26 protein-coding genes and 1 tRNA gene are annotated in these 24636 nt (G+C 56.1%); 10 read left to right on the top strand and 17 right to left on the bottom strand.

The genetic code is table 11. The features are described from left to right. Positions 1-14 precede the first annotated feature (14 nt). Positions 15-1085 (bottom strand): succinylglutamate desuccinylase/aspartoacylase family protein, encoded by a 1071-nt coding sequence (locus CER19_RS05150; protein WP_256660384.1) that lies wholly within the window; start codon positions 1083-1085, stop codon positions 15-17. A 318-nt stretch (positions 1086-1403) separates the two neighbouring features. On the opposite strand from CER19_RS05150, the gene CER19_RS05145 reads away from it, so the two are divergent. Continuing rightward, on the top strand, positions 1404-2798 hold the full coding sequence (locus tag CER19_RS05145) for a PLP-dependent aminotransferase family protein (protein ID WP_116665611.1): 1395 nt from the start codon (positions 1404-1406) through the stop codon (positions 2796-2798). Positions 2799-2952: 154 nt separating this feature from the next. On the opposite strand, the gene aqpZ is transcribed toward CER19_RS05145, so the two are convergent. The 3 genes from aqpZ to CER19_RS05130 form a co-directional block, all read right to left on the bottom strand. Then, positions 2953-3642, bottom strand: a complete 690-nt coding sequence (gene aqpZ / locus CER19_RS05140) for an aquaporin Z (protein WP_116665610.1) — start codon at positions 3640-3642, stop codon at positions 2953-2955. A gap of 26 nt (positions 3643-3668) precedes the next feature. Continuing rightward, positions 3669-4175 carry a hypothetical protein gene (locus CER19_RS05135; RefSeq protein ID WP_116665609.1) on the bottom strand — a complete coding sequence of 169 codons (507 nt, stop codon included), beginning with the start codon at positions 4173-4175 and terminating at the stop codon, positions 3669-3671. Between the two features lie 111 nt (positions 4176-4286). Next, the gene (locus CER19_RS05130; RefSeq protein WP_116665608.1) at positions 4287-4529 is read right to left on the bottom strand and encodes a hypothetical protein; all 243 of its coding nucleotides are present in this window, start codon (positions 4527-4529) and stop codon (positions 4287-4289) included. Between the two features lie 352 nt (positions 4530-4881). Here CER19_RS05130 and CER19_RS05125 point away from each other — a divergent pair, with 352 nt between their 5' ends. The 5 genes from CER19_RS05125 to CER19_RS05105 all read left to right on the top strand — a co-directional run bounded on the left by CER19_RS05125 (position 4882) and on the right by CER19_RS05105 (position 11005). Beyond that, positions 4882-5727 carry an EAL domain-containing protein gene (locus tag CER19_RS05125; RefSeq protein WP_165861597.1) on the top strand — a complete coding sequence of 282 codons (846 nt, stop codon included), beginning with the start codon at positions 4882-4884 and terminating at the stop codon, positions 5725-5727. Between the two features lie 145 nt (positions 5728-5872). Continuing rightward, positions 5873-6475, top strand: a complete 603-nt coding sequence (locus tag CER19_RS05120; protein ID WP_165861596.1) for an OmpA family protein — start codon at positions 5873-5875, stop codon at positions 6473-6475. A 277-nt stretch (positions 6476-6752) separates the two neighbouring features. Beyond that, entirely contained in the window at positions 6753-8030 is a 1278-nt protein-coding gene (locus CER19_RS05115; protein ID WP_116665605.1) for a FecR domain-containing protein, read from the top strand. 43 nt (positions 8031-8073) lie between these two features. Continuing rightward, entirely contained in the window at positions 8074-10386 is a 2313-nt protein-coding gene (locus tag CER19_RS05110) for a CHASE2 domain-containing protein (RefSeq protein WP_116665604.1), read from the top strand. A gap of 82 nt (positions 10387-10468) precedes the next feature. Then, complete coding sequence (locus tag CER19_RS05105) at positions 10469-11005, top strand: sterol desaturase family protein (protein WP_116665603.1); 537 nt, start codon at positions 10469-10471, stop codon at positions 11003-11005. A 15-nt stretch (positions 11006-11020) separates the two neighbouring features. On the opposite strand, the gene CER19_RS05100 is transcribed toward CER19_RS05105, so the two are convergent. Further along, a complete protein-coding gene (locus tag CER19_RS05100) occupies positions 11021-11503 on the bottom strand; it encodes an Lrp/AsnC family transcriptional regulator (protein ID WP_116665602.1) in 483 nt (160 codons plus the stop codon). Between the two features lie 201 nt (positions 11504-11704). Between CER19_RS05100 and CER19_RS05095 the strand changes: the two genes are divergently transcribed. Both CER19_RS05095 and CER19_RS05090 read left to right on the top strand, forming a co-directional pair. Continuing rightward, positions 11705-12919, top strand: a complete 1215-nt coding sequence (locus tag CER19_RS05095; RefSeq protein WP_133298308.1) for a sensor histidine kinase KdpD — start codon at positions 11705-11707, stop codon at positions 12917-12919. A gap of 5 nt (positions 12920-12924) precedes the next feature. Further along, positions 12925-13965, top strand: a complete 1041-nt coding sequence (locus CER19_RS05090) for a zinc-dependent alcohol dehydrogenase family protein (protein WP_116665600.1) — start codon at positions 12925-12927, stop codon at positions 13963-13965. 29 nt (positions 13966-13994) lie between these two features. On the opposite strand, the gene CER19_RS05085 is transcribed toward CER19_RS05090, so the two are convergent. The 4 genes from CER19_RS05085 to CER19_RS05070 form a co-directional block, all read right to left on the bottom strand. Further along, a complete protein-coding gene (locus CER19_RS05085; RefSeq protein ID WP_116665599.1) occupies positions 13995-14237 on the bottom strand; it encodes an Arc family DNA-binding protein in 243 nt (80 codons plus the stop codon). A 180-nt stretch (positions 14238-14417) separates the two neighbouring features. Then, positions 14418-15539 (bottom strand): ester cyclase, encoded by a 1122-nt coding sequence (locus tag CER19_RS05080; protein ID WP_116665598.1) that lies wholly within the window; start codon positions 15537-15539, stop codon positions 14418-14420. Between the two features lie 168 nt (positions 15540-15707). Further along, positions 15708-16409 carry a DsbA family oxidoreductase gene (locus tag CER19_RS05075; RefSeq protein WP_116665597.1) on the bottom strand — a complete coding sequence of 234 codons (702 nt, stop codon included), beginning with the start codon at positions 16407-16409 and terminating at the stop codon, positions 15708-15710. Next, on the bottom strand, positions 16406-17524 hold the full coding sequence (locus CER19_RS05070) for an alkene reductase (protein WP_116665596.1): 1119 nt from the start codon (positions 17522-17524) through the stop codon (positions 16406-16408). The genes CER19_RS05075 and CER19_RS05070 overlap by 4 nt, the downstream gene beginning before the upstream one ends. 168 nt (positions 17525-17692) lie before the next feature. Between CER19_RS05070 and CER19_RS05065 the strand changes: the two genes are divergently transcribed. Further along, positions 17693-18163: a helix-turn-helix domain-containing protein gene (locus CER19_RS05065; RefSeq protein WP_116665595.1), complete on the top strand. Its 471-nt coding sequence runs from the start codon at positions 17693-17695 to the stop codon at positions 18161-18163. 54 nt (positions 18164-18217) lie between these two features. Here the strand turns inward: CER19_RS05065 and CER19_RS05060 are convergent, their stop codons facing one another. The 6 genes from CER19_RS05060 to CER19_RS05035 all read right to left on the bottom strand — a co-directional run bounded on the left by CER19_RS05060 (position 18218) and on the right by CER19_RS05035 (position 22645). Beyond that, entirely contained in the window at positions 18218-18709 is a 492-nt protein-coding gene (locus CER19_RS05060) for an integrase arm-type DNA-binding domain-containing protein (protein WP_256660383.1), read from the bottom strand. A gap of 223 nt (positions 18710-18932) precedes the next feature. Beyond that, a tRNA-Gly gene (locus tag CER19_RS05055) sits at positions 18933-19008 on the bottom strand. Between the two features lie 60 nt (positions 19009-19068). Beyond that, a complete protein-coding gene (gene pgsA / locus CER19_RS05050) occupies positions 19069-19629 on the bottom strand; it encodes a CDP-diacylglycerol--glycerol-3-phosphate 3-phosphatidyltransferase (protein WP_034119069.1) in 561 nt (186 codons plus the stop codon). Between the two features lie 32 nt (positions 19630-19661). Then, positions 19662-21485 carry an excinuclease ABC subunit UvrC gene (uvrC, locus tag CER19_RS05045; RefSeq protein WP_116665594.1) on the bottom strand — a complete coding sequence of 608 codons (1824 nt, stop codon included), beginning with the start codon at positions 21483-21485 and terminating at the stop codon, positions 19662-19664. A 1-nt stretch (position 21486) separates the two neighbouring features. Further along, a complete protein-coding gene (gene uvrY, locus CER19_RS05040) occupies positions 21487-22128 on the bottom strand; it encodes a UvrY/SirA/GacA family response regulator transcription factor (RefSeq protein ID WP_003190387.1) in 642 nt (213 codons plus the stop codon). A gap of 151 nt (positions 22129-22279) precedes the next feature. Next, positions 22280-22645 (bottom strand): helix-turn-helix domain-containing protein, encoded by a 366-nt coding sequence (locus CER19_RS05035; protein ID WP_116665593.1) that lies wholly within the window; start codon positions 22643-22645, stop codon positions 22280-22282. Between the two features lie 82 nt (positions 22646-22727). Between CER19_RS05035 and CER19_RS05030 the strand changes: the two genes are divergently transcribed. Next, positions 22728-22967 carry a DNA-binding protein gene (locus CER19_RS05030; RefSeq protein ID WP_044273192.1) on the top strand — a complete coding sequence of 80 codons (240 nt, stop codon included), beginning with the start codon at positions 22728-22730 and terminating at the stop codon, positions 22965-22967. A 35-nt stretch (positions 22968-23002) separates the two neighbouring features. Here CER19_RS05030 and CER19_RS05025 read toward each other — a convergent pair whose 3' ends face one another. After that, positions 23003-23449 (bottom strand): GNAT family N-acetyltransferase, encoded by a 447-nt coding sequence (locus CER19_RS05025; protein WP_116665592.1) that lies wholly within the window; start codon positions 23447-23449, stop codon positions 23003-23005. Beyond that, positions 23450-24199 carry a carbon-nitrogen hydrolase family protein gene (locus CER19_RS05020; protein ID WP_116665591.1) on the bottom strand — a complete coding sequence of 250 codons (750 nt, stop codon included), beginning with the start codon at positions 24197-24199 and terminating at the stop codon, positions 23450-23452. Between the last annotated feature and the right edge of the window lie 437 nt (positions 24200-24636).

Here is a 24636-nt window from a genome sequence, read left to right as displayed (position 1 = left end):
GGTGCTGGAAAACGTTATGCGCAATAGAGCGAGCCCCAACGCACAGGCTCTTTGCCTGCGACAAAGGTCAGTTCGGTATTGGCTTCGGTGAAACGCTCGACCACCCGCGCATAGAAAACGCCAGCAATGTTGCTGTAGAGCGTACTGACTTGGCCGCTAAGCGGATCAATGACATCAGCCAGTGCCGTCCCCGGGCCCACCTTGCTGCCAAGTGCCGCACGGTACGCAACCACGCCAGAGTGGGGAGCATTGAGTATCTCTACGCCGGCCCAAGGTGTCGGTTCACACAGAGCAGGCGTTGCCTTGACCTCTGCATCAGTGATCAAGCCTATTTGCCCCAGGTACGCCAAGAGCGCATCGGCATCGTGTGTCCCCAGCTCATGGCTGACATCGTAGAGGCCGCGCAATTCCAGAGTGGCCGAGAAGGTCGCCATGGGAATTGGCAAATGTGGAAAACGCTGTTGCAGCCTCTCCCAGACCGCGGTGAAGGAGTCCGCAAACGTATGGGTTGTGGCGCCGGGGCCACCCGCCTCCACGGCGTGCAGGATGGCATGGGCGCCTATGGAGCCGCCCAGTGTTCGCGCCTGGTCCTGCTGTTTACTGTGCGCGAAGACATGCACCAACGCCTCACTGTCACAGTGCAAGTCGAGTACGTAGTCGGCGGCACTGGCCAGGCGCAGTAACGTCAGGCGCAACGACTCCAACTCGGTACGTGGCTGCAACACGCCGAGGCGTTCGTGGATGCTGCGACGAATGAGCGCGACGTTGGCACCCGCATCGCCGCCAAGTGCACGGCTGATCGGTTCGTGCACCAGTTCGGCGAGGTCAGGATAGTTGCGATTGAAGTTCTCTTTGCTGGACAGTTCGAAACGCCCCACGTGATGGCGCCCGAATACAAAATTTCCGAGACCGATCGGGTTGGCGACGGGTACCAGGATTATCTCGCCAGTCAGGCGGCCTGCAGCTTCCAGCGCCAGCAGGTAGTTCTTGAGGTGGTGCAAGGCCAGCATGCCGGGGTGCTCATCGGCATGCAGGCCCGCCTGCATGTACACCTGCTTCCCTTGCCCCTCAGGGCCAAAATGCATACTGATAATTTCACGTTGTGCTCCAAGGGTCTGAGGCATAAGTGCATGTCGATGTACTTTCATTGTGATACCTGAATGGCACGAGAGATTAATACGGCAGAGCCGGTACCAGATGAGAAAGGCCTTGCTGTATGTACCGGCATGGCTCACACGTTGGTGTGATCGCAGGCATACACGAAGACAATGCCCATGGCCTGCATGGCAACAATAAAAATGTAAATGTCTCGACGCCAACGTACGCGATATTAGCTTTCATTCCATACACAGCTGCCCCTAAGATGAACGCACCTGTATTGGTCGAAAAGGCTGCACACTCGAATGAACTCGCCGCAAAAAACATCGCGTATCGGTCAGTTGGTGCAGCACTTTTCGCAGTTGATCGATCAGGCCAAGTTGACGCCGGGCGCACGCTTACCCTCCATCAGATCGGCTGCCAAAGAGTTCAAGGTCAGCACCTTCACCGTGGTACAGGCCTACGATCGCCTGGTCGCTTTGAGTTATGTCGAGGCGCGCAAAGGGGCTGGGTTCTTTGTCGCAAGGGGCTCTTCGAGTATCGAACAGAAACGCAGCGCGGTACCCCTGCAGGATGTCTATTGGTTGTTGAATGACGGGTTCGATCCCGCCCCAAACGCCTTGGCACCGGGGGGCGGTTCCCTGCCGGATTCCTGGGTGGATGAGCCTGGCCTTCGTCGTGCCATGCGTAGCCTGGGTCGTGGCTGCGGACCACTCGCAGAATACGGTGACTCCCGTGGCCTTCCGGCCCTGCGGCAATGGCTGCAGTCTTACCTGGGCGAACGAGGGGTGTACGTGGAGAGTGAGCAAGTCGTGCTCACCCAGGGTGCCAGTCAAGCGCTCAATCTGGTGATCAACACGCTGCTCCAGCCAGGCGATTGTGTGCTGGTAGATGACCCAGGCTATATCAACCTGCTGGCAAATCTGCGTGACCACAAAGTGGAAGTCGTAGGGGTTCCCTGGACCCCGCACGGGCCCGACATAGCGAAACTTGACGAGCTGTTGGCCCGTCACCGGCCCAAGGCTTTCTTCACCAACCCATGGTTGCAGAACCCAACCGGCTCCAGTTACAGCCCGGCGGTGGCCCATCGCGTACTGCAACTGGCGGATACGCATGATTGCTGGATCGTTGAAAACGACGTGTATGGCCAATTGGTACAAAACAACCAACCGTTATTGGCGGCCCTCGACAATTTGCAGCGAGTGATTTATGTCGGCAGCCTTTCCAAAAGCATGGCGCCCTCACTGCGGGTTGGTTTCGTCACTGCCGAACCCGCAGTTGCCGAAGCCTTGCAACACTACAAGATGACTACTGGCCTCTACAGTTCGCAGCTCAGCGAACATCTGGCGTTGCAGATGCTAAACGACGGCAGCCAGCGCAAGCGTTATCAGAAACTGCGTGATCGCCTGTGGCAGGCCCAGTTGTTCGCCCGCCAGCAAGCCCAACAAATGGGTTGGCAATGCTGGGCGCCCATCGCGCCGACGCCGTTTTTGTGGATCGGTAGCAGCCAGCAGGATTTCGACCCTGTAGCGCTTGCGCGCGCAGGGCTCAAGCAGAATATCCTGCTGTCCCCCGGCTGCATCTTTCGCCCAGGCCTGGAGGCAACTCCCTGGCTCCGCTTCAATGTGGCGTTGAGTGAAGACCCGGCAATTTGGCGCTTTCTTGCAGAAAGCCAAGGCAACACGTCACGGGTCACATAACGTGAATGCTCGACGCCGTTAAATCTCGCATCGCCAGCGCCCGGTATTAGCTGCTGGGGCGCGTTTATATATCCCTGATAGGTTTCCACTTCGCACAAAAAAGGGTCAACCTTTCGGTGACCCCTCGTTGTTCTCTGCGACAGCGCAAGACGCTCTAAATTGATTTATTGCCAATCGCCCGCGCGACCAGCCCTCCCAGAACGCCCCCCGCAATCGGAGCGAACCAAAACAACCAAAGCTGAGCGATATACGCATCTCCTGCAAAAATGGCTTGACCAGTACTGCGCGCAGGATTGACCGAGGTGTTAGTGACGGGGATCAGCACCAGGTGAATAAGTGTCAGCGTCAGGCCAATGGCAATCGGTGCAAACCCGGCCGGGGCCCCAGCGTCGGTGACTCGCATAATGATAAACAGGAAAAAGAACGTCGCGACGAATTCGATGATAAGACTCGACGTCAGCCCATAATGGCCCGGGCTTAACTCACCGTATCCATTGGAAGCAAAACCGCCCAGTTCAAATCCAGGCTTACCGCTGGCAATGAGGTAAAGCATCCCCGCCGCAGCCAGTGCCCCCAATACCTGCACGACAATGTACGGCAGGATGTCTTTTGCCGGGACTCGCCCACCAGCCCACAGGCCCAATGTCACGGCGGGGTTGAAGTGCCCTCCCGAAATCGACCCAACGGCGTAAGCCATTGCCAGCACAGCGATGCCAAATGCAAGGGATACACCTACAAACCCAATGCCCAACTCCGGGAATGCAGCCGCCAGGACGGCACTGCCACAGCCGCCGAATACGAGCCAGAAGGTACCCAGAAACTCTGCTGACATTTTCTTAAGCATTTAATTTTCCCTATTCAAAAGTTAAGTTATACAAACGCTACAGCGCGCTCTTGAGTTATTCCGGTGCGCAACTCCACAGCCTCACGGACCTGCGGATAGGCACAGACCCAGGCATTGTTACTTCCCATACCCTTGAAATGGGCTACCGCCTTGGGAATAAGCCGCCCCAGGCAATACACCAGTTCATTATCTTCATGCGCAGAGCTTCCCGCACTTTCATCATAGCGACCGATTGCAATCCCTCGTTTTCGAACGAATATGGACAACTCCGCCCTGAGATCAAGCTTGACCCGAATATCTCTATCAATACGCGCGTACAGCAATACCAAGTCTTCCGCCGCAGCGGATCGCAAGGAGTAAATATTCATTCCCGGCTCAACATGCCGCCCATATTCCAATATCACACTTTTGAGCAACAACACCAAACCCAGTGCGGCATTGACTTCCGCCTCCGCACCCAGGTCCGCGTAACACATCAAAGCGTTGGCCGCGACGGCGTAGCGGTGAGCCCCTTCGAGCATAACTTCTGGCATAGGTACCTCATTCAGTTACTGTACATCTGCACCAGCCCCTGGTTTGCTCACCCATTGTTTAAGCCGATAGCATGAACACAATCAGGTCACTGAATTCCCGTGACCGAGCAGCTAAAACACCCAGCGCTGTTGCGTGGGTGAACCATCAAATTGAAGGTGTACCGATTCGATAGGAACCAGGCATGTTGAATCCTTCGCCACGGTGCTGGCCCTCATTGAGCCGAAGTGAAGCGGTAAAAACTTCTGTTCTACAATGACCGTCGACTGGAACGTGGAGAACCCAACCCCGACACCTGCCACCAACATGGGTACTGCCAGACTGACGGCCACTTTAGAAAAATTCTTCAGACGCATTTTCCCGATATTCCCTAGCCATACCGATGATTTATCACCTCTCTGGCAATCATATTTGCTCAGATATCGCAGCTGTCCCCTCTCGCAGAGCCCCTGGCTGAACGAGCGATCCCGACTCTAGTTCAGCCGCTCGTCGTCTGTCACGGATACAAATCTGAACAAATTCAAACATCCGCTGCCGATGTGCCAAATAAGAGGCGGCATTTCTCAAATGACGGAGCCACCCACATGCCCCCGACCTCGAAGCGAAAACACTCGCAGCGTGGAGATTCAAAATTGTTCAAACTCGCCGCTGTTCTTTTCCTCTAGGATCCAGCCAACGCCAGACCCTAAATACACACGAGTACTTGCCATGGCTACCGGTGCAGTAATTAATAACCACCGCGACAGGGAAGCCGCCTTTTTAAAAGACATCACCAACGCTATTCGAAAAGAGGAGCTGTTAATTTACTTGCAGCCGCAAGTCAATACTGTCAATGGCGAAGTCACCGGTGCCGAGGCGTTGGTCCGCTGGCTGCGTCCTGGCTCTGGCTTGTTGACACCCGATTATTTTGTCCCCCAGCTTGAAAAAAGCGGAAGAACCACCGAGCTGACTCTTTGGGTCTTAGAGGCGTGCATGGTGCTGAGCCGCAATCAAATACAGACCAAAAAAATTCAAATCAGTGTCAACCTCAGCGTGCATGACCTGGAGTTTCCAGGCTTCGTACTCTTGGTGGAAAGCCTGCTTGATCGAACCGGTGCACAGGCCATTGATTTTTGCCTGGAGATGACAGAGTCCAGCATCATGCATGACTTAGAAAAATGCCTGACGTCAATTTCGCGGCTACGCCAATTGGGCTTTACATTTTCAATCGATGATTTCGGCATCGGCTACTCATCGCTTTTTTATTTGTCGAAGCTGCCTATCGACGAATTGAAAATAGATCGCTCATTCGTCGAACGGTTGCACGAACCCAAACAGTGCGAAATCTTGAAAGCGATCATTCAGCTAGGTCTGGTTCTGAAACTGCGTTTGGTTGCCGAGGGTGTCGAGGACCTTGAGACTTATGAGTTACTGGCGCACCTCGGCTGTCAGGAGATCCAGGGCTACCTCATTGCCAAGCCAATGCTGGCGATCGAGTTTTTTGTATGGTTGAGTGCATGCAATGGATATTGGCGCAATTGCGCAGGGCCTTTAGCTATCGCTTCGTTGCGCTGAGGTTTAATAAACACGTGAAAACTGAGTACCTATGAAAAATCGCAACCTTATAAATACTCACCTTCACCGGGTGTTTTCACTGAGCCTTCTGACGTTGGCAGCGTGCTCCAACGGAGGCGGACAATCACGCACTGCCGATGTACCTATGATCATCAACGACCGCCCTCCCCTCGCCGGCGCACCGGCCAAGGTAGTGACCACCGCCAAAGGTGACGTCTACGCATTCAGTTTCGAGGAACAGGGCCGACGAATAACGTGCCAGACCCCCGTCGAATTGGATGAAAATAAAAAAATAGTCACACAAAACCACTGGAGTCTTCACTGCACTCAACCCAGTTCCCAGCAGCTCAATCAACCTATTCCTAAGCGAGAACTGAATATCCCCGCCGATACGCTGTTTGATTTCGGCAAATCTGCCGTACAAGACATGAAAGCCACAGGCCGACAAAGCGTGGAGCAACTCGCCAGATTGGTCAGCAAAGAATACAGCCAGCCACCTCGCTGGATACTGACGGGTTATACCGACCGCATCGGCCTTGCTGCCGACAATGTGACGCTGGGGTTGGCGCGCGCCCAGTCAGTGGCGCAGGTACTCCAACATACAGGCATTCCCCAGGACAGCATCACCGTGCAGGGCAAGGGCAGTGACAGCCCTGTTGTCGATTGCCCAGGCACCGCGCTCACTCCGGAACTGATTCGTTGCCTGCAACCCAATCGCCGGGTGGCTATCGAGGTGATCGGCAACTGAGCTTTTTTCCAACAATAAAGCCGCCACTCGCCAATTATGAACAATTGTCACCAAAACGGCAGCGATGATGTTTTTAAAAAAGGTTCCGTTATCCTGAGGATGAATTCCAACTAATAAAACTCAGCTTGGCCATTTGACTGAGTCACCCGAGATTTCTTTGTGCCTTCAAAAGACCGCTCTTCAAAAAAAACTGGGCGCGCCTTGACCGTGCCCCTGCCTGCAAGAACCCAATCCCTTACGCACCACTCGGCCCTGCCGCACCAGCAAGGATAGCGTCATGGGTAGTAATGTGGTTTTCAGCATGAGCCTGTGTGCCGGGCTCTCAGTGGTGTTTCTGTCAGGCTTGACCCTCGCCGATCCGCCGTCAAACGTTCACATCGTGAAAAAAGGCGACACCTTGTGGAATATCGCCGGGCGACATTTGCAAGACCAATCAAGCTGGACGCAAATTCAAAAGCTCAACAGCCTCAGTGCCCCAGAAAACCTGCAAGTGGGCACCGAGTTGAATATTCCGCTCAAGGGCAATGCGTTTCCAGTCAGGGTCGTTTATCTCCAAGGGCAAGGGTGGCTAAGCTCCCCCGGTCAGGAAGAGCGTCCACTGGTACAAGGCATGACACTCGATGTCGGGCACAGTGTGCGCATCGACAAGGACTCGTTCGTGACCCTCGGTTTTGGCGACGGTGTCAAAAGCGTCTTGCCCTCTCTTAGCCGCTTTACCCTTGGCAAAGACGCAACACATGGTGCACCGCAAATACTCCTGCAAAATGGCGAAGTCGAGTCCTACGTTCCCAAACGTGCTACGCCCTTCAACAGTTTTGAAGTCATTACCCCTCAAGGTGTTCTGGGTGTTCGTGGCACCCACTTCCGCGTACGTACGGATACGCCGCAACGCTCCGTGGTGGAGGTTTTGCACGGTAAGGTCGTGGTCAGCAGCACCGGGGTGAAAAACCACCCTGAAACCCCAGTCAACGCCAACCAGGGCGTGGCGCTGAATGCAGGCGCAGTGGCAAACGTGCGGGAGTTGTTGGGCGCCACTCAAAGCGCCGAGCAAATCACGGGGGCACCCGACAATGCCACTTGGCAGATTCGCGCCCAACCCGTACCCGCGGCGGCTCAATACCTGGCCCAACTGTCGCGCAGCGCAGACTTTCTGGCGATAGAACAGGACCAACTCAGCCCTCATCCTCAATTCAGCTTCAAGGGTCTATCCGATGCATTTTATTACGTGCGGATCGTCGCTATCGACAGCCAGGGCCTACGGGGAGCGCCTGCCGAATTCCTGCTCCTGCACCGTACTGCCAATGGTGGCGTGGAGGTACGGCAAGAGGGTCAAAGCACCCTTTTCAACTGGACTGCTGCACCGCATGAATCCAGCAGGCAGTACCGCCTGATTATCTCAAGCAATGCCGACCTTTCCTCGCCGTTCATTGATCAGCGTGGCATTCAAAGCACGTCGATCAACCTCCATGATCTACCACCCGGCGCACTGCATTGGCGGGTTAGCACCGATGAGGATGCGCTACCCTTGGTTATAGGGACTGGCACCCTTCACTGACAAGCATTCGTCCTTTTTCTCTTACAAGGCTCACTGACTTATCGTGCTTAGCGTCCAACAATTGCTTCGAAGAATTTTCTGGGAATGGGTCATCATCGCGGTACTCCTGTTACCGTGCGTGGGCCTGCTGGCCTATCAATCGTCGTCCACGGCGGATCGATTCATCTACGACACGTTGATGCAATTGAACCTCGCGCCGACAGACTCACGTATTGTGTTGGTGACCATCGACGATGCCAGTATTGCAGCGATAGGACGCTGGCCATGGCCTCGAGACAAGCATGTCCAGTTACTGAACAAACTGGCGCAACTGTCGCCTGAAAGCGTGCTGTACGACATCATCTTTACCGAGCCAGACCCGGATCCCGAGGTGGATGTGCGCCTGGGCGCCGCAATGGCACGCGTTGGCAAAGTAATGGTTCCAACACTTCGTAACCCCACTATTCAGCCAGGGGAACTACCGCACTTCATAATGCCTATCCAGCCGGTACTGCAGGGCGCAGAGGCCGTGGGGCAAATCTATGTGGCTGCCGATGTCGATGGCGTCGTACGTCGTGTCTTTCTCAAAGAAGGTAACCTTAACGGGCAACTCAACCATCTGACCTGGCTGGCTTACACGAGCACCTTCCCGGCTGACAAGCAACCGACCATGCCGTCCACGAGCAGCCTTACCCATCTGGGCGGGGAGTGGTTCGGCACTCATGAAGTACTCATCCCGTTCAGTCGCATCAGCCCTTTCAAAAACAGGGTTTCGGCCGTGGATGTGCTTAACGGCAATATTCCCGCCGAGTTGCTTCGTGGCAAAATAATTCTGGTCGGCGCCACCGCCTCAGGGCTAGGCGACCGTTACCCCACGCCCGTAACGGCCTCTGAAGGCACTACGGCAGGCGTGGCAATCCAAGCTCAGTTGCTCAATGGCATACTCACAAATCGCCTGATTACCAATGTTCCCACCTGGGTTTCGGCGAGTCTTTCGATAGCCCTGGTGTTAATTGCACTAGGCTTGCTTCTGACATCCCGTCTGCGCCTTACGTTTCTGATTTCCCTGAGTTTTATCTTTACCTGCCTCCTCCTCAGCTTCGACATGCTGTTATTGGGAGTCTGGTGGTCACCCGTCTCCAGCATCACAGGCATAGCCCTCGCCTACCTGTTCTGGAGTTGGCGACGACTGAACGCCGTGGTGACTTATTTCGGTCTTGAAGTTGACCGCTTATCCCATGAGTTGAAGTCCCAGTCTGTACTGCCCAAACCCGCCCATCATGGCGACAAACTGGTTCGTCGCACGCTGGCATTGGAGGCAATGATCGACCATACCCGTAACTCGAGACGCTTCATCGCCCAGAGCCTGGACAGCCTGCCCCAGGCGATATTTGTGACTGACCTTAAGGGGAAGATACTCCTGGCGAACTTGAGTGCATCAACGCTACAGGCCAATGAGTCGCAAGACAAAACCAAAGCGCCCAGCCAGGATATTTTTCAAGTATTGAGTTGTCTGGAAGGTGTCGATGAAACCGGCGATGTACCGCGCATTGCCGAGCGCCTGGCAGGACGGGTAGTACTTACACCTTCCGGGCGCAGCTTCAAGGTTCAGATATCCCCGCTGGACACCGCGCCAAGTGGCTCCACAGGCTGGTTGATTGGGTTGGTAGAGTTCACGGTAGAGCGCCTGGCCGAAGAGCAACGAGACAGCATGCTGCGCTTTCTTTCTCACGACCTGCGCGCGCCACAGTCCGCGATCCTGGCACTTCTGGCCATGCAAGAAAAATCCATGGTGTCCTTGCCCATCGGCGAGCTACGTCGTCATATCGAGCATCAAGTGCGACGTACGTTGAAACTGACTGAAAGCTTTATGTTATTGGACACGGCAAAGTCCAAGGAGCTGGAGGTTGAAGAGGTACTCATGGCAGCGCTCGTCATGGATGTGGTCGATCAAGCCTGGCCGCTGGCTCGGAACAAAAACATCCATTTCAAACAAGACATCGTGGATGACGAGTCCTGCGTCGTAATGGGTTCTCATGAGCTGCTGACCCGCGCGATCTTCAATTTGGTGGAAAACGCCATCAAATACAGCGAACCCCGAACCACCATCCACCTGAATTTATCTTTCCAGGACGGTGAGGTGATTCTGCGTGTTCAAGACGAAGGCCAGGGCATCAGTGAAGAAGACTTGCCACACCTGTTCGATGAGTTTCGCCAGTTTGGCAAAGGCAGTAAGAAAGGTCATGGTTACGGCCTGGGTATGGCCTTTGTATACAAGGTCATGCAGCGGCACGGCGCCCGTATTGAATGCAGTAGCCAACTCAACGTCGGCACCGTTTTTACGCTCTATTTTCAACCGGCGTTACCACTGGATTGAATAGCCGTCCACACGTAACAAACCCAACGCCTAAACCTTTCAAATTAACAGCCCCACCGGGCATATCAGGGAAATACAACGCATGGCAGCGTCAAACAGATGGCTGATGTCTTCACTGGCCTACTACCTTGATTTTTTTACCGCGCCACTTTTCGCCGCCGTTGCCCTGTGCATCGCGCCCGTTCATGTGGGCCAAATGCTCGCAGGTCTACTGACCTGGACACTGCTCGAATATGCCGTGCATCGTTTTCTCTTTCACGCGCGATATCGTCAAGAGCATTGGACCCATCACGTTGATGTTCGCGCCTACATCGGCGTCTCAAGCTGGAAGACCAGCTCTGCTTATGCCGTACTTTTATTGCTCGCCTGGCTCGCCGGCCTGACGTCAGCTTTCGCCGGGGTCGTCATGGGCTACTTCTATTACATCTCGGTGCACTACGTGATGCATCGTCCGGACCATTGGGCCTATCGGTTTATCACGGGGCTCATTGCCAATCATGAGCTCCACCATCGCAAGGGCATTGAGAAAAATTTCGGCGTGTCTTCGCCACTCTGGGACCACGTCTTCCGTACCTACCTGAATGCGCAAGCGCCCAGGGCGAACGGAGAGCAAGCATAGGGGCCTGCGTCACTCTCAGCTACTCAACAGCTCACTCACCGGAAGACGATGGGTGGTCTTCATTTCCCGCAGTGAAAGGTTCGACCGGATGCTCAACACGCCCGGCAGCTTTCGCAGGACTCTCTCAACGAATCGGCTGTAGCTGTCCAAGTCTCTTGCGACGACTTGCAGTAAAAAATCCGCCTCACCCGTGGTGTTGTGACAACTGAGAACCTGAGGGGCTGACGCGACGATTTTTTCGAATTTTGCCGTCGCTTCCTCGCTGTGATCCGAGCAGGAAATCTGCACGAAAGCCATCACGCCAAGACCCAATTTTTTGCGGTTCAAGATGGCTTGGTAGCCCTCGATCACGCCACTCTCTTCAAGGCGCTTTTGCCTGCGCCAGCACGATGCTTCGCTCAGAGAGAGATGTTCCGCCAACTTGACATTGGATAGCCGCCCATCTCGCTGCAGCCGCTCTGCCATTGCAATATCTACCTTATCCACATCCTTAATCATGGTTAATCCTTTCTATTTATCGAATTTTTTGGATGTTTTATTCATTCATCGTACGCGATCGCTTGCAATTTGAAAGGCAATTTCAACCGATTTGCAGATAATAGCCAGCGCTGATTCTTGCTGCTCTGTACGGGTTAACGACCGAATACGCAGCAGTGTTTTTCCATCCAAAGGTGATTTTCATGAAAGCAGTTTCGTGCAGTGGCTGAGCAACGCACAGTCAACGCCGGTCGGTGGGCAATGGTTCACGGTCGCGTCAAAGTCGGCCTGCCTACGGTGATGATCGCTCACACCGTGTGCGCGAACGTTATCGCCCTCGATATTTCCCAGGAAAAACTCGCACTGGCACGCTCGCTCCTCATCGCCCAGAGTCTGGACAGCCTGCCCCAAGCGATTTTTGTGACAGACCTTGAAGGCAAGATTCTACTGGCCAACTTGACCGCATCAACGCTACAGGCCAATGAGTCGCAAGATAGACCCAAAGCGCACAGCCAGGATATTTTCCAGGTATTGAGTGATCTGGAAGGTGTCGATGAAACCGGCGATGCCCCACGCACTGCCGAGCGCCTGGCAGGAAGAGTGTTACTTACACCTTCCGGGCGCAGTTTCAAGGTCCAGGTATCCCCACTGGACACCGCGCCAAGTGACTCCACAGGTTGGCTGATTGGATTGGTAGAGTTCACCGCCGAGCGCCTGGCCGAAGAGCAACGAGACAGCTTGCTGCGCTTTCTTTCTCACGATTTGCGCGCACCACAGTCCGCGATCCTGGCCCTGCTTGCCATGCAGGAAAAATCCCTGGTCTGCTTGCCCATTGGCGAACTGCGTCGCCATATCGAGCTTCAAGTGCGGCGTACGCTAAGCCTGACTGACAGCTTTATGTTGTTGGACGCGGCAAAATCCAAGCCGCTGGATGTTGAAGAAGTACTCATGGCTGCGCTTGTCATGGATGTGCTCGATCAAGCCTGGCCGCTGGCTCAAAACAAAAACATTCATTTCAAACTAGACATCATGGATGACGAGTGCTGCATCGTATTGGGGTCACAGGAACTGCTGACCCGCGCGCTCTTCAATCTGCTGGAAAACGCCATCAAATACAGCGCGCCCTCAACCACCGTTCACCTGAATTTGTCGTATCAAAACGGCGAAGTGGTTCTGCGCATTCAAGACGAAGGCGAGGGCATCAATGAAGAAGACCTGCCACACCTGTTCGATGAGTTTCGCCAGTTCGATAACGGCCGTGAGAAAGGTCATGGTTACGGCCTGGGCATGGCCTTTGTATACACCGTCATACAGCGGCACAGCGCCCGTATTGAATGCAGTAGCCAACCCAACGTCGGCACTGTTTTTACGCTCTATTTTCAACCGGCACTGCTAACCGACCGAATACGGTGCAGTGATTTTCCCATCCAGAGGTGATTTCCATGAAAGCAGTCGTCTACGAAGCCTTTTCCAAGCCGCCGTGCCTGATGAGCGTCGAAGATCCCACGCCGCAGCGCCATGGCGTGGTGATTCAGGTACGCGGCACGGGCGTCTGCCGCAGCGACTGGCACGGGTGGAAGGGCCATGACCCGGACATCCAGCTGCCGCATATCCCTGGGCATGAGCTGGCGGGCATCGTCGCCGAGGTTGGCAAGGACGTCACTCGCTGGAAGGTCGGTGACCGTGTAACCGTACCGTTCGTGGGTGGCTGCGGTGCTTGTTCTGAGTGCAACAGCGGCAACCAGCAGGTTTGCCATACGCAGTTCCAGCCGGGCTTCACCCATTGGGGTTCATTCGCCGAGTACGTCGGTATCCATCAGGCCGACCTTAACCTGGTCGCGTTACCTGAGAGTATGGACTTCGCGACGGCGGCCAGCCTGGGCTGTCGCTTCGCCACCTCGTTCCGGGCAGTGGTTGACCAAGGCAGAGTCAGTGCCGGTCAGTGGGTAGCCGTTCACGGCTGCGGCGGGGTCGGCCTGTCCGCCGTGATGATCGCCCACGCCCTCGGCGCGAACGTTGTCGCCATCGATATTTCCCAGGAAAAACTCGAATTGGCACGCTTGCTCGGTGCCGTTGCTACCGTCAACGCCAACAGCGTTGCGAGCGTCACAGAAGCCGTGTTGGACATCACCCGCGGCGGCGCCCACGTATCGCTGGATGCACTGGGCCATCCAACCACTTGCTTCAACTCCATCAATAACCTGCGGCGTCGCGGCAAGCACGTTCAGGTGGGGCTGATGCTCGCCGACCACGCCACGCCGGCAATCCCGATGAGCAAAGTTATCGCGCATGAACTTGAGATCTACGGCAGCCATGGTATGCAAGCGCATCGCTATGACGCCATGCTCGAAATGATTACCAGCGGGAAACTGGCCCCGGATAAATTGGTGGGTAAGACTATCAGTCTGGAGCAGTCAATCGACGCGTTGATGAATATGGATCGGTTTGAGACAGCTGGGGTTACAGTCGTGACCGAGTTTTGAATCATGTGATGTTTGGGCAGAACGAAGTTTTAATGGTCTGCACTCAGGTGTTCATCACTTTCAACCTTATTATCCAGCAGCTCAAGTTGCTGGATCAAAAACCTCCTTAGGTTTTCATCTGCGATCTTGGCGTGACTCGCCTGGAATGACCTTTCCAGGCGCCCGACGATTTCATTGTTCATGCTCCGCCGATCCGCCTTGGCAATGCTTTTGATCTTCGCGTGGAGCTGGCTCGGGAGACGTACGATGAAGGGTTCAACGTTGTTGGGCATGGCAGAGGTCTGACGATATCGACGGAAGCAATATCATATAAGTCCCGCAGCCCCTTAGGGTGTAGAAGCGCTGCGAAAAACGGCGTTGAATTCTCAACAAATGACAACTTCAACTCCTTGATCCGAGCACACAATGCAAGCCACCGCCACGAGTACGCAGCGGCGGTATTGCGAACTCAACTAGTGAGCAAGACCGAGCTGTTTCATGAACGCGGCATTATCGTAGATCAAGTATTCAGCATCCATCACACCCTCCTTCCAGTGACTCAAGGTGGTCATGGTGATCTTGAAGGGTTTACCGGTGGGCTGGATTGGGGCGCCGCCGGCCGGGTTCTGCATTTCTCCCGTGAAGTTACCCTGCATGACGCCAACCAGCGCAGTCCATTCTCCGGTACCGAACCGCACCGGGTGCTCGCGAATCGACAGGTTCGGCGCGAAAGCGAACAGTGCCTTGATGTCCTGTGTATGACGCTCCAGGCCATGGGTGATATGACCATCGGGCCACATCACCAAAATGTCCTTGGCGTGTGACTCCGGCAGGCGTGTGAGATGCGGAAGACCAAAGACGTCGAAGTCCATTTCGTCGAGTGCGAACACACGTTTCTGGATTACATAATCCAGGTGGGCCTGGCCGACGGGAGGAAACAGGCTTTGGGAGTCCTTCGGGCCGTAATCCTGCCCAACTGCCGCCGGTTCGATACCAATCTGCTGCGCAACCGCGGCGTTGTCGAAGAACACGTATTGCTGGTCGATGACGCCATCCTTCCAGTGGGCGATCGTCACAATGTTCACTTTGAACGCTTTGTTCGTCGGCGCTATCAGGGCGCCCTCTTCACTCTGCTTTGGTTGGCTGAAAGTGCCTTCCGTCAAAGCCATCGAGGCGGTCCAATCGCCGCTCGCGAACTTGATCAGGTGTTTGGTGACGTGCACGTCCGGGGCGAAAGCGAAGCGTGCTTTCAAGTCGGCTAGATACGCGTCAACGCCCTTGGTGGAATGCTCGTCCGTGTAGGTTACGACGAGGTCTTTGTCGTAGCTTTTACTCAATTGGTCCCAAAGCTTTTTGTTGTAGGTAGCGAAGTCAATTGCATCGAGCGAGGCGAGGTTCCTGGCCTCACTCACGGTCGGAGTTGCTTGCTGACCAGGCAGTGGCTTGTTGAATGCGTTCTGACTCACCGGATACTTGTCGGCAGCCTGACTGACGTTGGCAAGGCCAACGGCGACCAGGCTGTTGGCGAGGAAAAATGCAAGACGGGTTTTGCTCACGCGCTTTGCGCGAGGACGCAAATTTGAAGACTCGATCATCAGATAACTCCAGGGTTTATAGTTGAGATTGTCGCGTTGTAATGAGCGAAATACTGAATTGAGGGCGAGCGAAACCCTTGTGGCTGCGCTCGACGACCGTCGGCCAAACTGACACTGTGTGTATGTTCCAGTTGTTATTGCGAAACGTAGATGCCGCGAGACTTCTACCTACCGAGAGTCCGCGGACTGCGCCTCCCAGGCTTGCCTTAGAACTTGCGCAACGGTTTCTTGAGGTTGCGCCCCCGAAAGCGTGTACTCGCCACCTATCCGAAAAAACGGTACCCCACCGGCGCCCAAATCGTTAAGGGCGAGTTGATCTGCATCCACTTCCGCGCGGAAAGCGTTGCTTTTCAACACTGCTGCTACCGCGGCAGGCTCAAGCCCCGCTTCGCTGGCGATTGATATCAAGTTGTCGTGATCGTAAATCGAAACCTGTTCCGACAAGCGCGCACGAAAAAGACGCACCAGTAACTCGTCGCCTTTGCCCTGGGATTGAGCGAATTGCAACAGGCGATGCACATCCACCGTATCGCCGGTCAACGTGCCGTCCAGATGAAAGCCAAGCCCTTCTGACGCAGCCTGCTCTTCCACATGCCGCAGCATTTCGCGCACCTTATCGTCAGGCGCGCGCATTCTGCCGGCAAGGTACTGAACAAGCAGCGTGGGTGCCACGCCAGGTGACAGACGAAACGAACGAGGCACCACGACTACCTCTTCGCAATGGTCAAACTCGCTCAACGCTCGTTGAAGACGAGCCCAACCAATCCCGCACCAAGGACATCCGACATCCAGCCACATCTCGACCAGGAGTTTGCCGCTGCCGGACAATTGTATTTGGCCATTCCTATCGGCATGCGCACTGGATTTCATACCTGCATCCCGACGGTTTCGAGGGTTGGATAATCGGTATATCCCACTGCTTCGTCTGGCTCCGGCGCATAGAATGTCGCAAAGTTGGGCGCATTCAATGGGGCGTTGCGCTTGAAACGTTCAGGCAAGTCGGGGGTGGAGAGAAAAGGCACACCATAGGCAACCAGGTCTGCGTTACCGGCCACCAGCGCCTGCTCACCGGTTGCGGCATCGTACCCTCCGCCCACGATAAGAGTGCCGGCAAAAACCTTGCGCAAATGTGGCGTGATGCGTTCCACATGTTCCGGCGAAGCCATGGGGCCGCTGATAGCCTCCAACACGTTGAGATAGGCGATTCCCAGCTCATCCAACTCCCTGGCCAAATGACTGAATGTGGCAACCGGATCGCTGTCAGACATCGAATTCAGCGCCAGATTCGGCGTGATCTTGTAACCCACGCGTTCAGGACCGAATACCTCGGCAACGGCTGCTACAACTTCCAGAGCAAAACGTGCGCGGTTCTCAACGCTGCCGCCGTATTGATCCGTACGCTGGTTGGAGCCGCTCTGCAGGAACTGATCAGGAAGGAAGCCTCCCCCACCGCTGATCTCGACGCCGTCAAAGCCTGCGATCATGGCGTTGATCGCAGCCTGATGGTATTGCTTCACTACATCGGCAACTTCCTCGGTTTTCAGGGCGCGCGGCGTGACCATTGCGGTCTTGCCATTCCAGGTAAACACCTCACCTTCAGCTTTAATTGCCGACGGCGCGACCGGCAATGCACCGCCATGAAAGTCGGGATGCGAGATACGGCCAACGTGCCAGAGTTGAAGGAAGATCAGGCCACCGGCGGCGTGGACCGCGTCCGTCACTTTGCGCCAGCCTTCAATCTGTTCCTGCGAATGAATCCCCGGCGTGCGGATGTAGCCAACACCTTGTGGGCTCACCTGTGTCGCCTCGGTAACGATCAGCCCGGCAGAAGCTCGCTGTGCATAATAGGTGGCTGCCAGAGGGCTCGGCACGTTGCCTTCAACCGCTGCGCGGCTGCGGGTCATCGGCGCCATGACTAGACGGTTTTTGAGGATCAAGTCTTCGAGTTTCCAAGAAGACAACAGCGTGGAGGGGCCAGACGACATATCACTGAATTCCTGTATGGAAGAAAAACTAATGAGGCGATCCGTATGGTTTATTCAGAAGACAACTAATCTTGCTTGAGAAGACAGATAACCGCTCAAGGTTGATGGTCTACCAACGGATCCTGGTCTATATTAGTTACCTAGTTGAAGCCCGTGAAGGAGGCAGTTTTGAGTACCCTGGTTACTAAAACATTACCCACACCTGCGTTGGTGGACACGTTCCGCGCGCTGGAAGAATTGGGAAGCCACCCTTTGGAGTGCCCGGTACGCGATGTGCTTGACCGCGTCGGTGATAAGTGGAGTTCACTATTGGTGGCCGCCTTGGCCGGCGGACCACGTCGCTTCAGCGCGCTTCACCGGGCCATCCCCGATATCTCTAAACGGATGCTGACGCATACATTGAGGATGCTTGAACGGGATGGGTTGATCGAACGCGAGGTATTTCCTACCAAGCCGCCCAGTGTCGAATATCGTCTTGCACCGTTGGGGCAGTCGATGCTCAACCCATTAGGGGTGCTCATCCTCTGGGCGGACCTGCATCATGGCCAGATCCATGAGGCGCGACAGCGCTACGATGCGACCGCTGCGCTGGACGACGTCGGACATGATGCGCCTGTTGTTGATCTTCCTGAGTTATAAACACCAACCGTCGATAGTTGCCGACTAATCTCCTCCAGCGACGGCATTTTTCAGTCATGGTGAAGGCTTTGCGTTGTTCGATGATGCTGAGGATGGCCAGCAAATTGTGGCGGGTGATGCTTTTGATAGAGCGCTCGGCCAAGGTGGGCAGGACGTCCTTTTGAAGACCCTGAGGATTTGCGACAGTGCGCTTTGGCGGCCTTCATTCAAACTCAGGCGGCGGAAGTCGATCCACTCGTCATAGACCGCTTGGAAGGTATGTTTGGCTTCAGCCTCAATGCGCCGCTGCTTACGGTGTTCACATGGGTTGATATTCTGAGCAAGCAATTTGCGTGCTTCATCACGACGTTCACGTGCTTGCCTCAGGCTAACTGCTGGGTAGCTGCCGAAGGACATTTTGGCTTGCTGGCCGCCCCAATAAAAACGGAACAACCATCGTTTTTTGCCAGCGGCAGTCACCATGAGTGACAGGCCGTCAAAATCGACAATGGTGTAGTTTCTATCTGTAGGTCGGGCGTGCCGAATTGCCATATCTGAGAGAGGCATGGTGAGCTCCTGTTAGAGAGTCAGCACCGATGCTCGTCTGGCGACCTGAGAGGATCCATCAACAATACGAATTTGAGTCTTCCCGGGAAAGGTACTTAAACGTACTGGATCACTCTGGTTTTCAGTGATTTTCCGCAGAAACCAAAAAAGACGCCTAAGCGTCTATTCCGTAAATCACAGGCAAAAAAAAGCCACTCGTTAGAGTGGCTTTTTCTTTAATGCTTGGAGCGGGAAACGAGACTCGAACTCGCGACCCCGACCTTGGCAAGGTCGTGCTCTACCAACTGAGCTATTCCCGCTTGGTGATGCGCATTCTATAGAATCCTCAGCACCCGTCAACCCCTTGATTCAAAAAAGTTTTATTTCTTTTCAACGGTGGTTCGCAGATGAGGCCAGGCCGCACGCAGATATTGCAGCATGGACCACAGGGTCAGGCCGGCGGCGATGAGCAGCAAGGCGTAGCCGGTAAGCACCCAGAACGAGAAGTCCGACGGGTTGGCCAGCAGGATGACCAGCGCGAGCATCTGCGCCGCGGTTTTCCATTTGCCCATGTTCGATACGGCAACGTGGGCGCGGGCGCCGATTTCGGCCATCCATTCGCGCAGGGCCGAGACGACGATCTCGCGGCCAATGATGACGGCGGCCGGCAGGGTCAGCCACAGGTTGCCGTGTTCCTGCACCAGCAGCACCAGGGCGACGGCAACCATGAGTTTGTCGGCCACGGGGTCGAGGAACGCGCCAAAGGGCGTGCTCTGTTCCAGGCGGCGTGCCAGGTAGCCGTCGAGCCAGTCGGTGGCGGCTGCGAAGGCAAATACCGAACTGGACGCGACGTAGCTCCATTCATACGGCAAATAGAACAACAAAATGAAAATCGGGATAAGCAGGACGCGTAGTACGGTGATCAGATTAGGGATATTCATCGGCACAACTGGCTACGAGGTGAGAAGGCATTCTATTCGCTGTGCAGGTTTGCATAAATCAATTCAGCGAGCTTTTTACTGATACCGGGTGCTTTGGCTATCTCGTCAATGCTGGCACGGGAGAGCTCCTGCAAGCCACCAAAATGTTTAAGCAAGTCGCGACGCCGCGTCGGGCCAACCCCTGCCACCCCTTCCAGGGTTGAAGTTCGCCGGGTTTTGCCACGGCGGGCGCGGTGGCCGGTAATGGCGAAACGGTGGGCTTCGTCACGGATTTGTTGAATCAGGTGCAGTGCGGGTGAGTCGCCCTTCAAAGTGAACTCATGGGCGGCATCATTCAAGTACAACGTCTCGAAACCGGCCTTGCGCGTGGTGCCCTTGGCGACGCCGAGCAGGATCAGGTCGGGCACCGCCAGTTCGTTGAGCACGTCACGGGCCATGGACAACTGGCCCTTGCCGCCGTCTACCAGCAGGATATCGGGCAACTTGCCCTCCCCGTCCTTTAACTTGCTGAAACGCCGCGTGAGCGCCTGGTGCATGGCGGCGTAGTCATCGCCTGCGGTAACACCTTCGATGTTGTAGCGCCGATAGTCGGCCTTGATCGGCCCTTCCGGCCCGAATACCACGCAGGAGGCCACCGTGGCCTCACCGCTGGAATGGCTGATGTCGTAGCACTCCAGGCGCTGGGGCGGCTCGTCCAGGTTGAGGACTTCGGCCAGGGCGTCGAAGCGTGCGGCAACGTGCTGTCGATTGGCCAGGCGTGCACCCAGGGCCTGTTCGGCGTTGGTCACGGCCAGTTGCTGCCAGCGGGCACGGGTGCCGCGTACGCGGTGGCTGATGTCCAGCTCGCGGCCGCGCAGCTCGTGGATGGCCTCGATCAAGGTGGGGAAGTCTTCATGCACCACGTTGACGATCAGTTCAGACGGCAGGTCGCGCTCAGGGCTGCTGACGTAGTATTGGCCAAGGAATGCGGCCATGACCTCTGCCACGTCTTCGTCGATACCGGTCTGCGGGAAGAAGTTCTTGCTCCCCAACACCCGCCCGCCTCGTACGCTGATCAGGTGCACACAGGCGCCGCCCGGGTTGACGAACGCGGCGATCACGTCGACGTCACCGGTGCCGCCTTCCATGCTTTGCTGGTCCTGGACACGGCGCAGCAGGGAGATCTGGTCGCGTAGCTCGGCAGCCTTTTCAAAATCCAGGGTGCTGGCCGCCTGCTCCATGGCCCCGGACAGCTCATCGGTGAGCGCGTTGCTGCGCCCCTCGAGGAACATCACCGAGTGGCGCACATCCTCGGCGTACTCTGCCGGCTCAACCAGGCCCACACAGGGTGCCTTGCAGCGCTTGATCTGGTATTGCAGGCACGGCCGGGTGCGGTTCTTGTAGAAGCTGTCTTCGCACTGACGCACAAAAAAGGTTTTTTGCAGCAGGCTCAGGCTTTCACGAATTGCCCCGGCGCTGGGGTAAGGCCCGAAGTACTTGCCCTTTTGCTTTTTTGCCCCGCGGTGAATGCTCAGGCGCGGAAAGTTGCCGTCCGATAAAAACACATAAGGGTAGGATTTATCGTCACGCAGCAGGATGTTGTAAGGCGGCCGCCATTCCTTGATCAGCGTCTGCTCAAGCAGCAGCGCCTCGGTTTCATTGGCGGTGATGGTGGTTTCGACCTGGGCGATACGCGCCACCAGGGCGGCGGTTTTCGGCGCAAGGCCGGTCTTGCGAAAGTAGCTCGCCAGGCGGTTCTTCAGGTTCTTGGCTTTGCCCACGTAAAGCAGGCGCGCCTCGCTGTCGAACATGCGGTACACGCCGGGGCGGCCACTGCAGGTGGAGAGAAAGGCACTCGGATCAAACGGTGTGGTCATGTCAGGCGCTGGCGTCCACCATGCCGTGGCGCACTGCGAGCAGGGTCAATTCAACATCACTGCTGATGGCAAGCTTCTCGAAGATACGATAACGGTAGGTATTGACGGTCTTGGGCGACAGGCACAGCTTGTCGGAGATGGTCTGCACCTTCTGGCAACCGACGATCATCAGGGCGATCTGGATTTCCCGCTCCGACAGCGCATCAAACGGCGAATCGCTGGTGGGCTGGAACGACTTGATCGCCAATTGCTGGGCAATCTGCGGGCTGATGTAACGCTGGCCGGCAAAGACCAGGCGAATGGCTTGCACCATCTCGGCCAGGCCCGCGCCCTTGGTGAGGTAGCCGGCGGCACCGGCTTGCAGCAAACGGGTGGGGAACGGGTCTTCCTCACACACCGTGACCACCACGACCTTGATGTCGGGATGGCTGCGCAACAATTTGGTCGTGGCACCAAGACCGCCAATCCCAGGCATCTTGACGTCCATCAACACCACATCGGGCTTCAACTCTCGGGCCTTGATCAGGGATTCCTCCCCCGACTCCGCCTGGCCGACTACTTGCAGGCCGTCGATGTCAGCCAGCATTCGTGTAATGCCTGTACGAACGAGATCATGGTCATCGACTACTAGCACCCTAATCAAGCAGACACCTCGCGATATGGTCTTATAGGTTGCTGAACACCTTAGCAAAAAACCAAGGCGCAGACCTAGTTGCAAGTGTCATATATATAGAGATTCAACGTGGGGCGGCTGTTCGCCGGCTGGCGAACAGCACTGTTTCCTGGGTTAAAGGTCAGGAATCCTGGGCGTGCGGCTTGGCTTTTCCGTTCACCACGGATGAATGCTCAGCCAAGGTACTGGTCAAGCGACGGATCGCTTCCTGGTCTTCCTTGAACATCGCTCGGTAATTGCCCAGCACTTTTTCTTCGATCTTGCTCAGGTTATCCAGTTGGATCGGCGTTGGGCTGCCGGTCAACACATACAGGATATCCACACCTTTTTCGGCGACGCGAGACAAATAGTCGGCCTTGGGTGCACGACCACCGCTTTCATATTTGCCTTGGGCGTTCGCCTCAACGCCTCCAATTTCTCCAAAAACTTTCTGCGACAGGCCAAGTCGCTCTCTTTCCTGCCTTAAGCGCGAACCGATTCCACTCATTTGGATGTATGATCCTAAATTGGCACACCCTAAGAGGTGTCACACCATCACTTCGTTAAACAAACTTGAACGGTTTTGAACTATGCCCGGAATCCGTACTGCCGCACAAGCCAAGGCCTGGCTGGAACATCAAGGAAAGTCAGTTCAAGCGTTCGCCCGTGAGCATGGCGTAGACCCGGCAACCACCTATCAAGTGCTCGCCGGGCGAAAAAAAGGACGACGTGGAGAAGCCCATAAAGTGGCGGTACTTCTGGGCATGAAAGAGGGCGTTATCGTGGATGAGCCTGAAGCTCAATCCCACGATGAACAAAGCACTAGCTGACAGCAGTATGCGCTTATTTGTAGGACGTGCCTGTTTTAGTCCGATGTGAGTGCGCGACACTCACGCTCCATCCGCCAGAAGCCATCCTCTTCACCGACAATGCTCAACCCCAGGCGCTGATACAGCCTTCTTGCGGGGTTGGTCTTGAACACCGTCAAACGTAGAAAGCCCAGGCCCTCGACGCGTGCCTTGAGCGCCATTTGCTCCAGCACCCAACTGCCCGCGCCCTGCTTGCGGCAGCACGCCAGCAGGTGCAGCTCGCGGATATACAGGGCCTTGCCGTCGCGGCTCAGGCTGATAAAGCCCATGACGCCGTCATCGTTGCAGATCAGCCAGTTCTCGCGGCCCGCCCAGGCCACGTCAAAGCCGTCGTTGGACCACAACAAGCCGTTCTGACGGTAGTAATGGCTCATGGCCTCATGGGTAAGGGTGCGGGCAAACGGCAGGTCTTGCTCAGTGGCCCGACGCAAATGAAACCTCATTCAGAGGGCGACCACTTGGCCGGTCCACTGCCCGCCATCGCGACGGGCGATCACCAGCGCGTCGCCGACACCGGGGGCGGCAACAAGCAAGTTGCCATCGGCGGTCCAGATCGCACTGCGACCAGCACAAGCCCAGCCTCCGGACGGGCCACCGTGGTTAGCCATCAGTACCAACAGGCCATGCTCGGCCGCATAGCCTTCAAGCAAAGCACTGTCCGCCGCGTAACCTGCGTCGCTGATCAGTACGCCGGCGGCATACACCGTGGCGCCCGCTGCCGCCGCTTGACGTGGATGGCTGGCCTGGGAAAAGTCCGCGCACACCGCTAACGCGATGCGCTCCTCTGCCAATTCCAGGGCTTCACCGCCCTGCCCCGCGGCAAATGCCAGCTCTTCGCCAGGGTGCAGATGCTGCTTGGTGTAGACGCCTACTGAACCGTCCGCCCCCAGTATCAGCGCGCCGATCAGCACACATGCTTGTGACGCCAAGCGCACCGGCATGCCGACCACGGCTGTCAACTGCAGCTCCCGCGCCAGCTCACGCAACGGCGTCAACACGGCGTCTTGCGGGTCGATGGCCAGGTCGGCCGCCAGGAACGGCTCGTAGCCCGTCAGTGACAGTTCTGGAAACACCAGGCATTGCACGCCCTGTTCAGCCGCGGCCCGCATCAACGCCAGGTGCCGCTGGATATTGGCAGCGACATCGCCCGGGATGGAAACGGTTTGCGCCGTAGCAAGGGTCAAGGCAGTCATGGTCGCGTCCTGGCAATCATTGTTTGAGAGCCGTCAGCATATCCACACTTGGCCCATAGCGGCATAGGTATCTACACAACGCTGTAACGGTGGACGGTAACCACGATGCGAAGCGAGTCGCTCTTGATCTGCTTTTGATCTTGATCTCAAGCGCCCCATCAAACCACGCTGGCCGGAATTCGACAGGGATTTGGGGGGTAAACCGGCAGGGATGCCGGTTTAGCCGCCCCGCGCCATGGATGGCGCGTGGCGGCGGCCCCCCAAATCACTGGCGGATTACGGGCACACCGAACCTAGGCGAGGTGCCGAGTGGTGGGGCAAGAGCCCTTTTGGTGGGCCTGCCCCCCGAATGTTGGACACCTGACCCCCTCGGGAGGGTGTTCCATGACGAAATACAACCTAGCACTCAAGCAATCACTGATTGAAGAGTGTCTGTC

Origin of the sequence: Pseudomonas sp. GL93 (assembly GCF_003408955.1) — a bacterium.
Lineage (GTDB): Bacteria > Pseudomonadota > Gammaproteobacteria > Pseudomonadales > Pseudomonadaceae > Aquipseudomonas > Aquipseudomonas paracarnis.
This window is presented reverse-complemented; position numbering and strand designations above follow the sequence as displayed.

What these genes read in the sequence shown, in the direction of transcription:
- CER19_RS05020 (WP_116665591.1), bottom strand. Translation starts at nt 24,199, where the DNA reads ATGACTGCCTTGACCCTTGCTACGGCGCAAACCGTTTCCATCCCGGGC.
- CER19_RS05025 (WP_116665592.1), bottom strand. Translation starts at nt 23,449, where the DNA reads ATGAGGTTTCATTTGCGTCGGGCCACTGAGCAAGACCTGCCGTTTGCC.
- pgsA (WP_034119069.1), bottom strand. Translation starts at nt 19,629, where the DNA reads ATGAATATCCCTAATCTGATCACCGTACTACGCGTCCTGCTTATCCCG.
- CER19_RS05125 (WP_165861597.1), top strand. Translation starts at nt 4,882, where the DNA reads ATGGCTACCGGTGCAGTAATTAATAACCACCGCGACAGGGAAGCCGCC.
- uvrC (WP_116665594.1), bottom strand. Translation starts at nt 21,485, where the DNA reads ATGACCACACCGTTTGATCCGAGTGCCTTTCTCTCCACCTGCAGTGGC.
- CER19_RS05150 (WP_256660384.1), bottom strand. Translation starts at nt 1,085, where the DNA reads ATGCATTTTGGCCCTGAGGGGCAAGGGAAGCAGGTGTACATGCAGGCG.
- CER19_RS05120 (WP_165861596.1), top strand. Translation starts at nt 5,873, where the DNA reads ATGATCATCAACGACCGCCCTCCCCTCGCCGGCGCACCGGCCAAGGTA.
- CER19_RS05075 (WP_116665597.1), bottom strand. Translation starts at nt 16,409, where the DNA reads ATGAAATCCAGTGCGCATGCCGATAGGAATGGCCAAATACAATTGTCC.
- CER19_RS05070 (WP_116665596.1), bottom strand. Translation starts at nt 17,524, where the DNA reads ATGTCGTCTGGCCCCTCCACGCTGTTGTCTTCTTGGAAACTCGAAGAC.
- CER19_RS05080 (WP_116665598.1), bottom strand. Translation starts at nt 15,539, where the DNA reads ATGATCGAGTCTTCAAATTTGCGTCCTCGCGCAAAGCGCGTGAGCAAA.
- CER19_RS05145 (WP_116665611.1), top strand. Translation starts at nt 1,404, where the DNA reads ATGAACTCGCCGCAAAAAACATCGCGTATCGGTCAGTTGGTGCAGCAC.
- CER19_RS05085 (WP_116665599.1), bottom strand. Translation starts at nt 14,237, where the DNA reads ATGCCCAACAACGTTGAACCCTTCATCGTACGTCTCCCGAGCCAGCTC.
- CER19_RS05115 (WP_116665605.1), top strand. Translation starts at nt 6,753, where the DNA reads ATGGGTAGTAATGTGGTTTTCAGCATGAGCCTGTGTGCCGGGCTCTCA.
- CER19_RS05105 (WP_116665603.1), top strand. Translation starts at nt 10,469, where the DNA reads ATGGCAGCGTCAAACAGATGGCTGATGTCTTCACTGGCCTACTACCTT.
- CER19_RS05135 (WP_116665609.1), bottom strand. Translation starts at nt 4,175, where the DNA reads ATGCCAGAAGTTATGCTCGAAGGGGCTCACCGCTACGCCGTCGCGGCC.
- aqpZ (WP_116665610.1), bottom strand. Translation starts at nt 3,642, where the DNA reads ATGCTTAAGAAAATGTCAGCAGAGTTTCTGGGTACCTTCTGGCTCGTA.
- CER19_RS05030 (WP_044273192.1), top strand. Translation starts at nt 22,728, where the DNA reads ATGCCCGGAATCCGTACTGCCGCACAAGCCAAGGCCTGGCTGGAACAT.
- CER19_RS05035 (WP_116665593.1), bottom strand. Translation starts at nt 22,645, where the DNA reads ATGAGTGGAATCGGTTCGCGCTTAAGGCAGGAAAGAGAGCGACTTGGC.
- CER19_RS05130 (WP_116665608.1), bottom strand. Translation starts at nt 4,529, where the DNA reads ATGCGTCTGAAGAATTTTTCTAAAGTGGCCGTCAGTCTGGCAGTACCC.
- CER19_RS05060 (WP_256660383.1), bottom strand. Translation starts at nt 18,709, where the DNA reads ATGCCTCTCTCAGATATGGCAATTCGGCACGCCCGACCTACAGATAGA.
- CER19_RS05090 (WP_116665600.1), top strand. Translation starts at nt 12,925, where the DNA reads ATGAAAGCAGTCGTCTACGAAGCCTTTTCCAAGCCGCCGTGCCTGATG.
- CER19_RS05100 (WP_116665602.1), bottom strand. Translation starts at nt 11,503, where the DNA reads ATGATTAAGGATGTGGATAAGGTAGATATTGCAATGGCAGAGCGGCTG.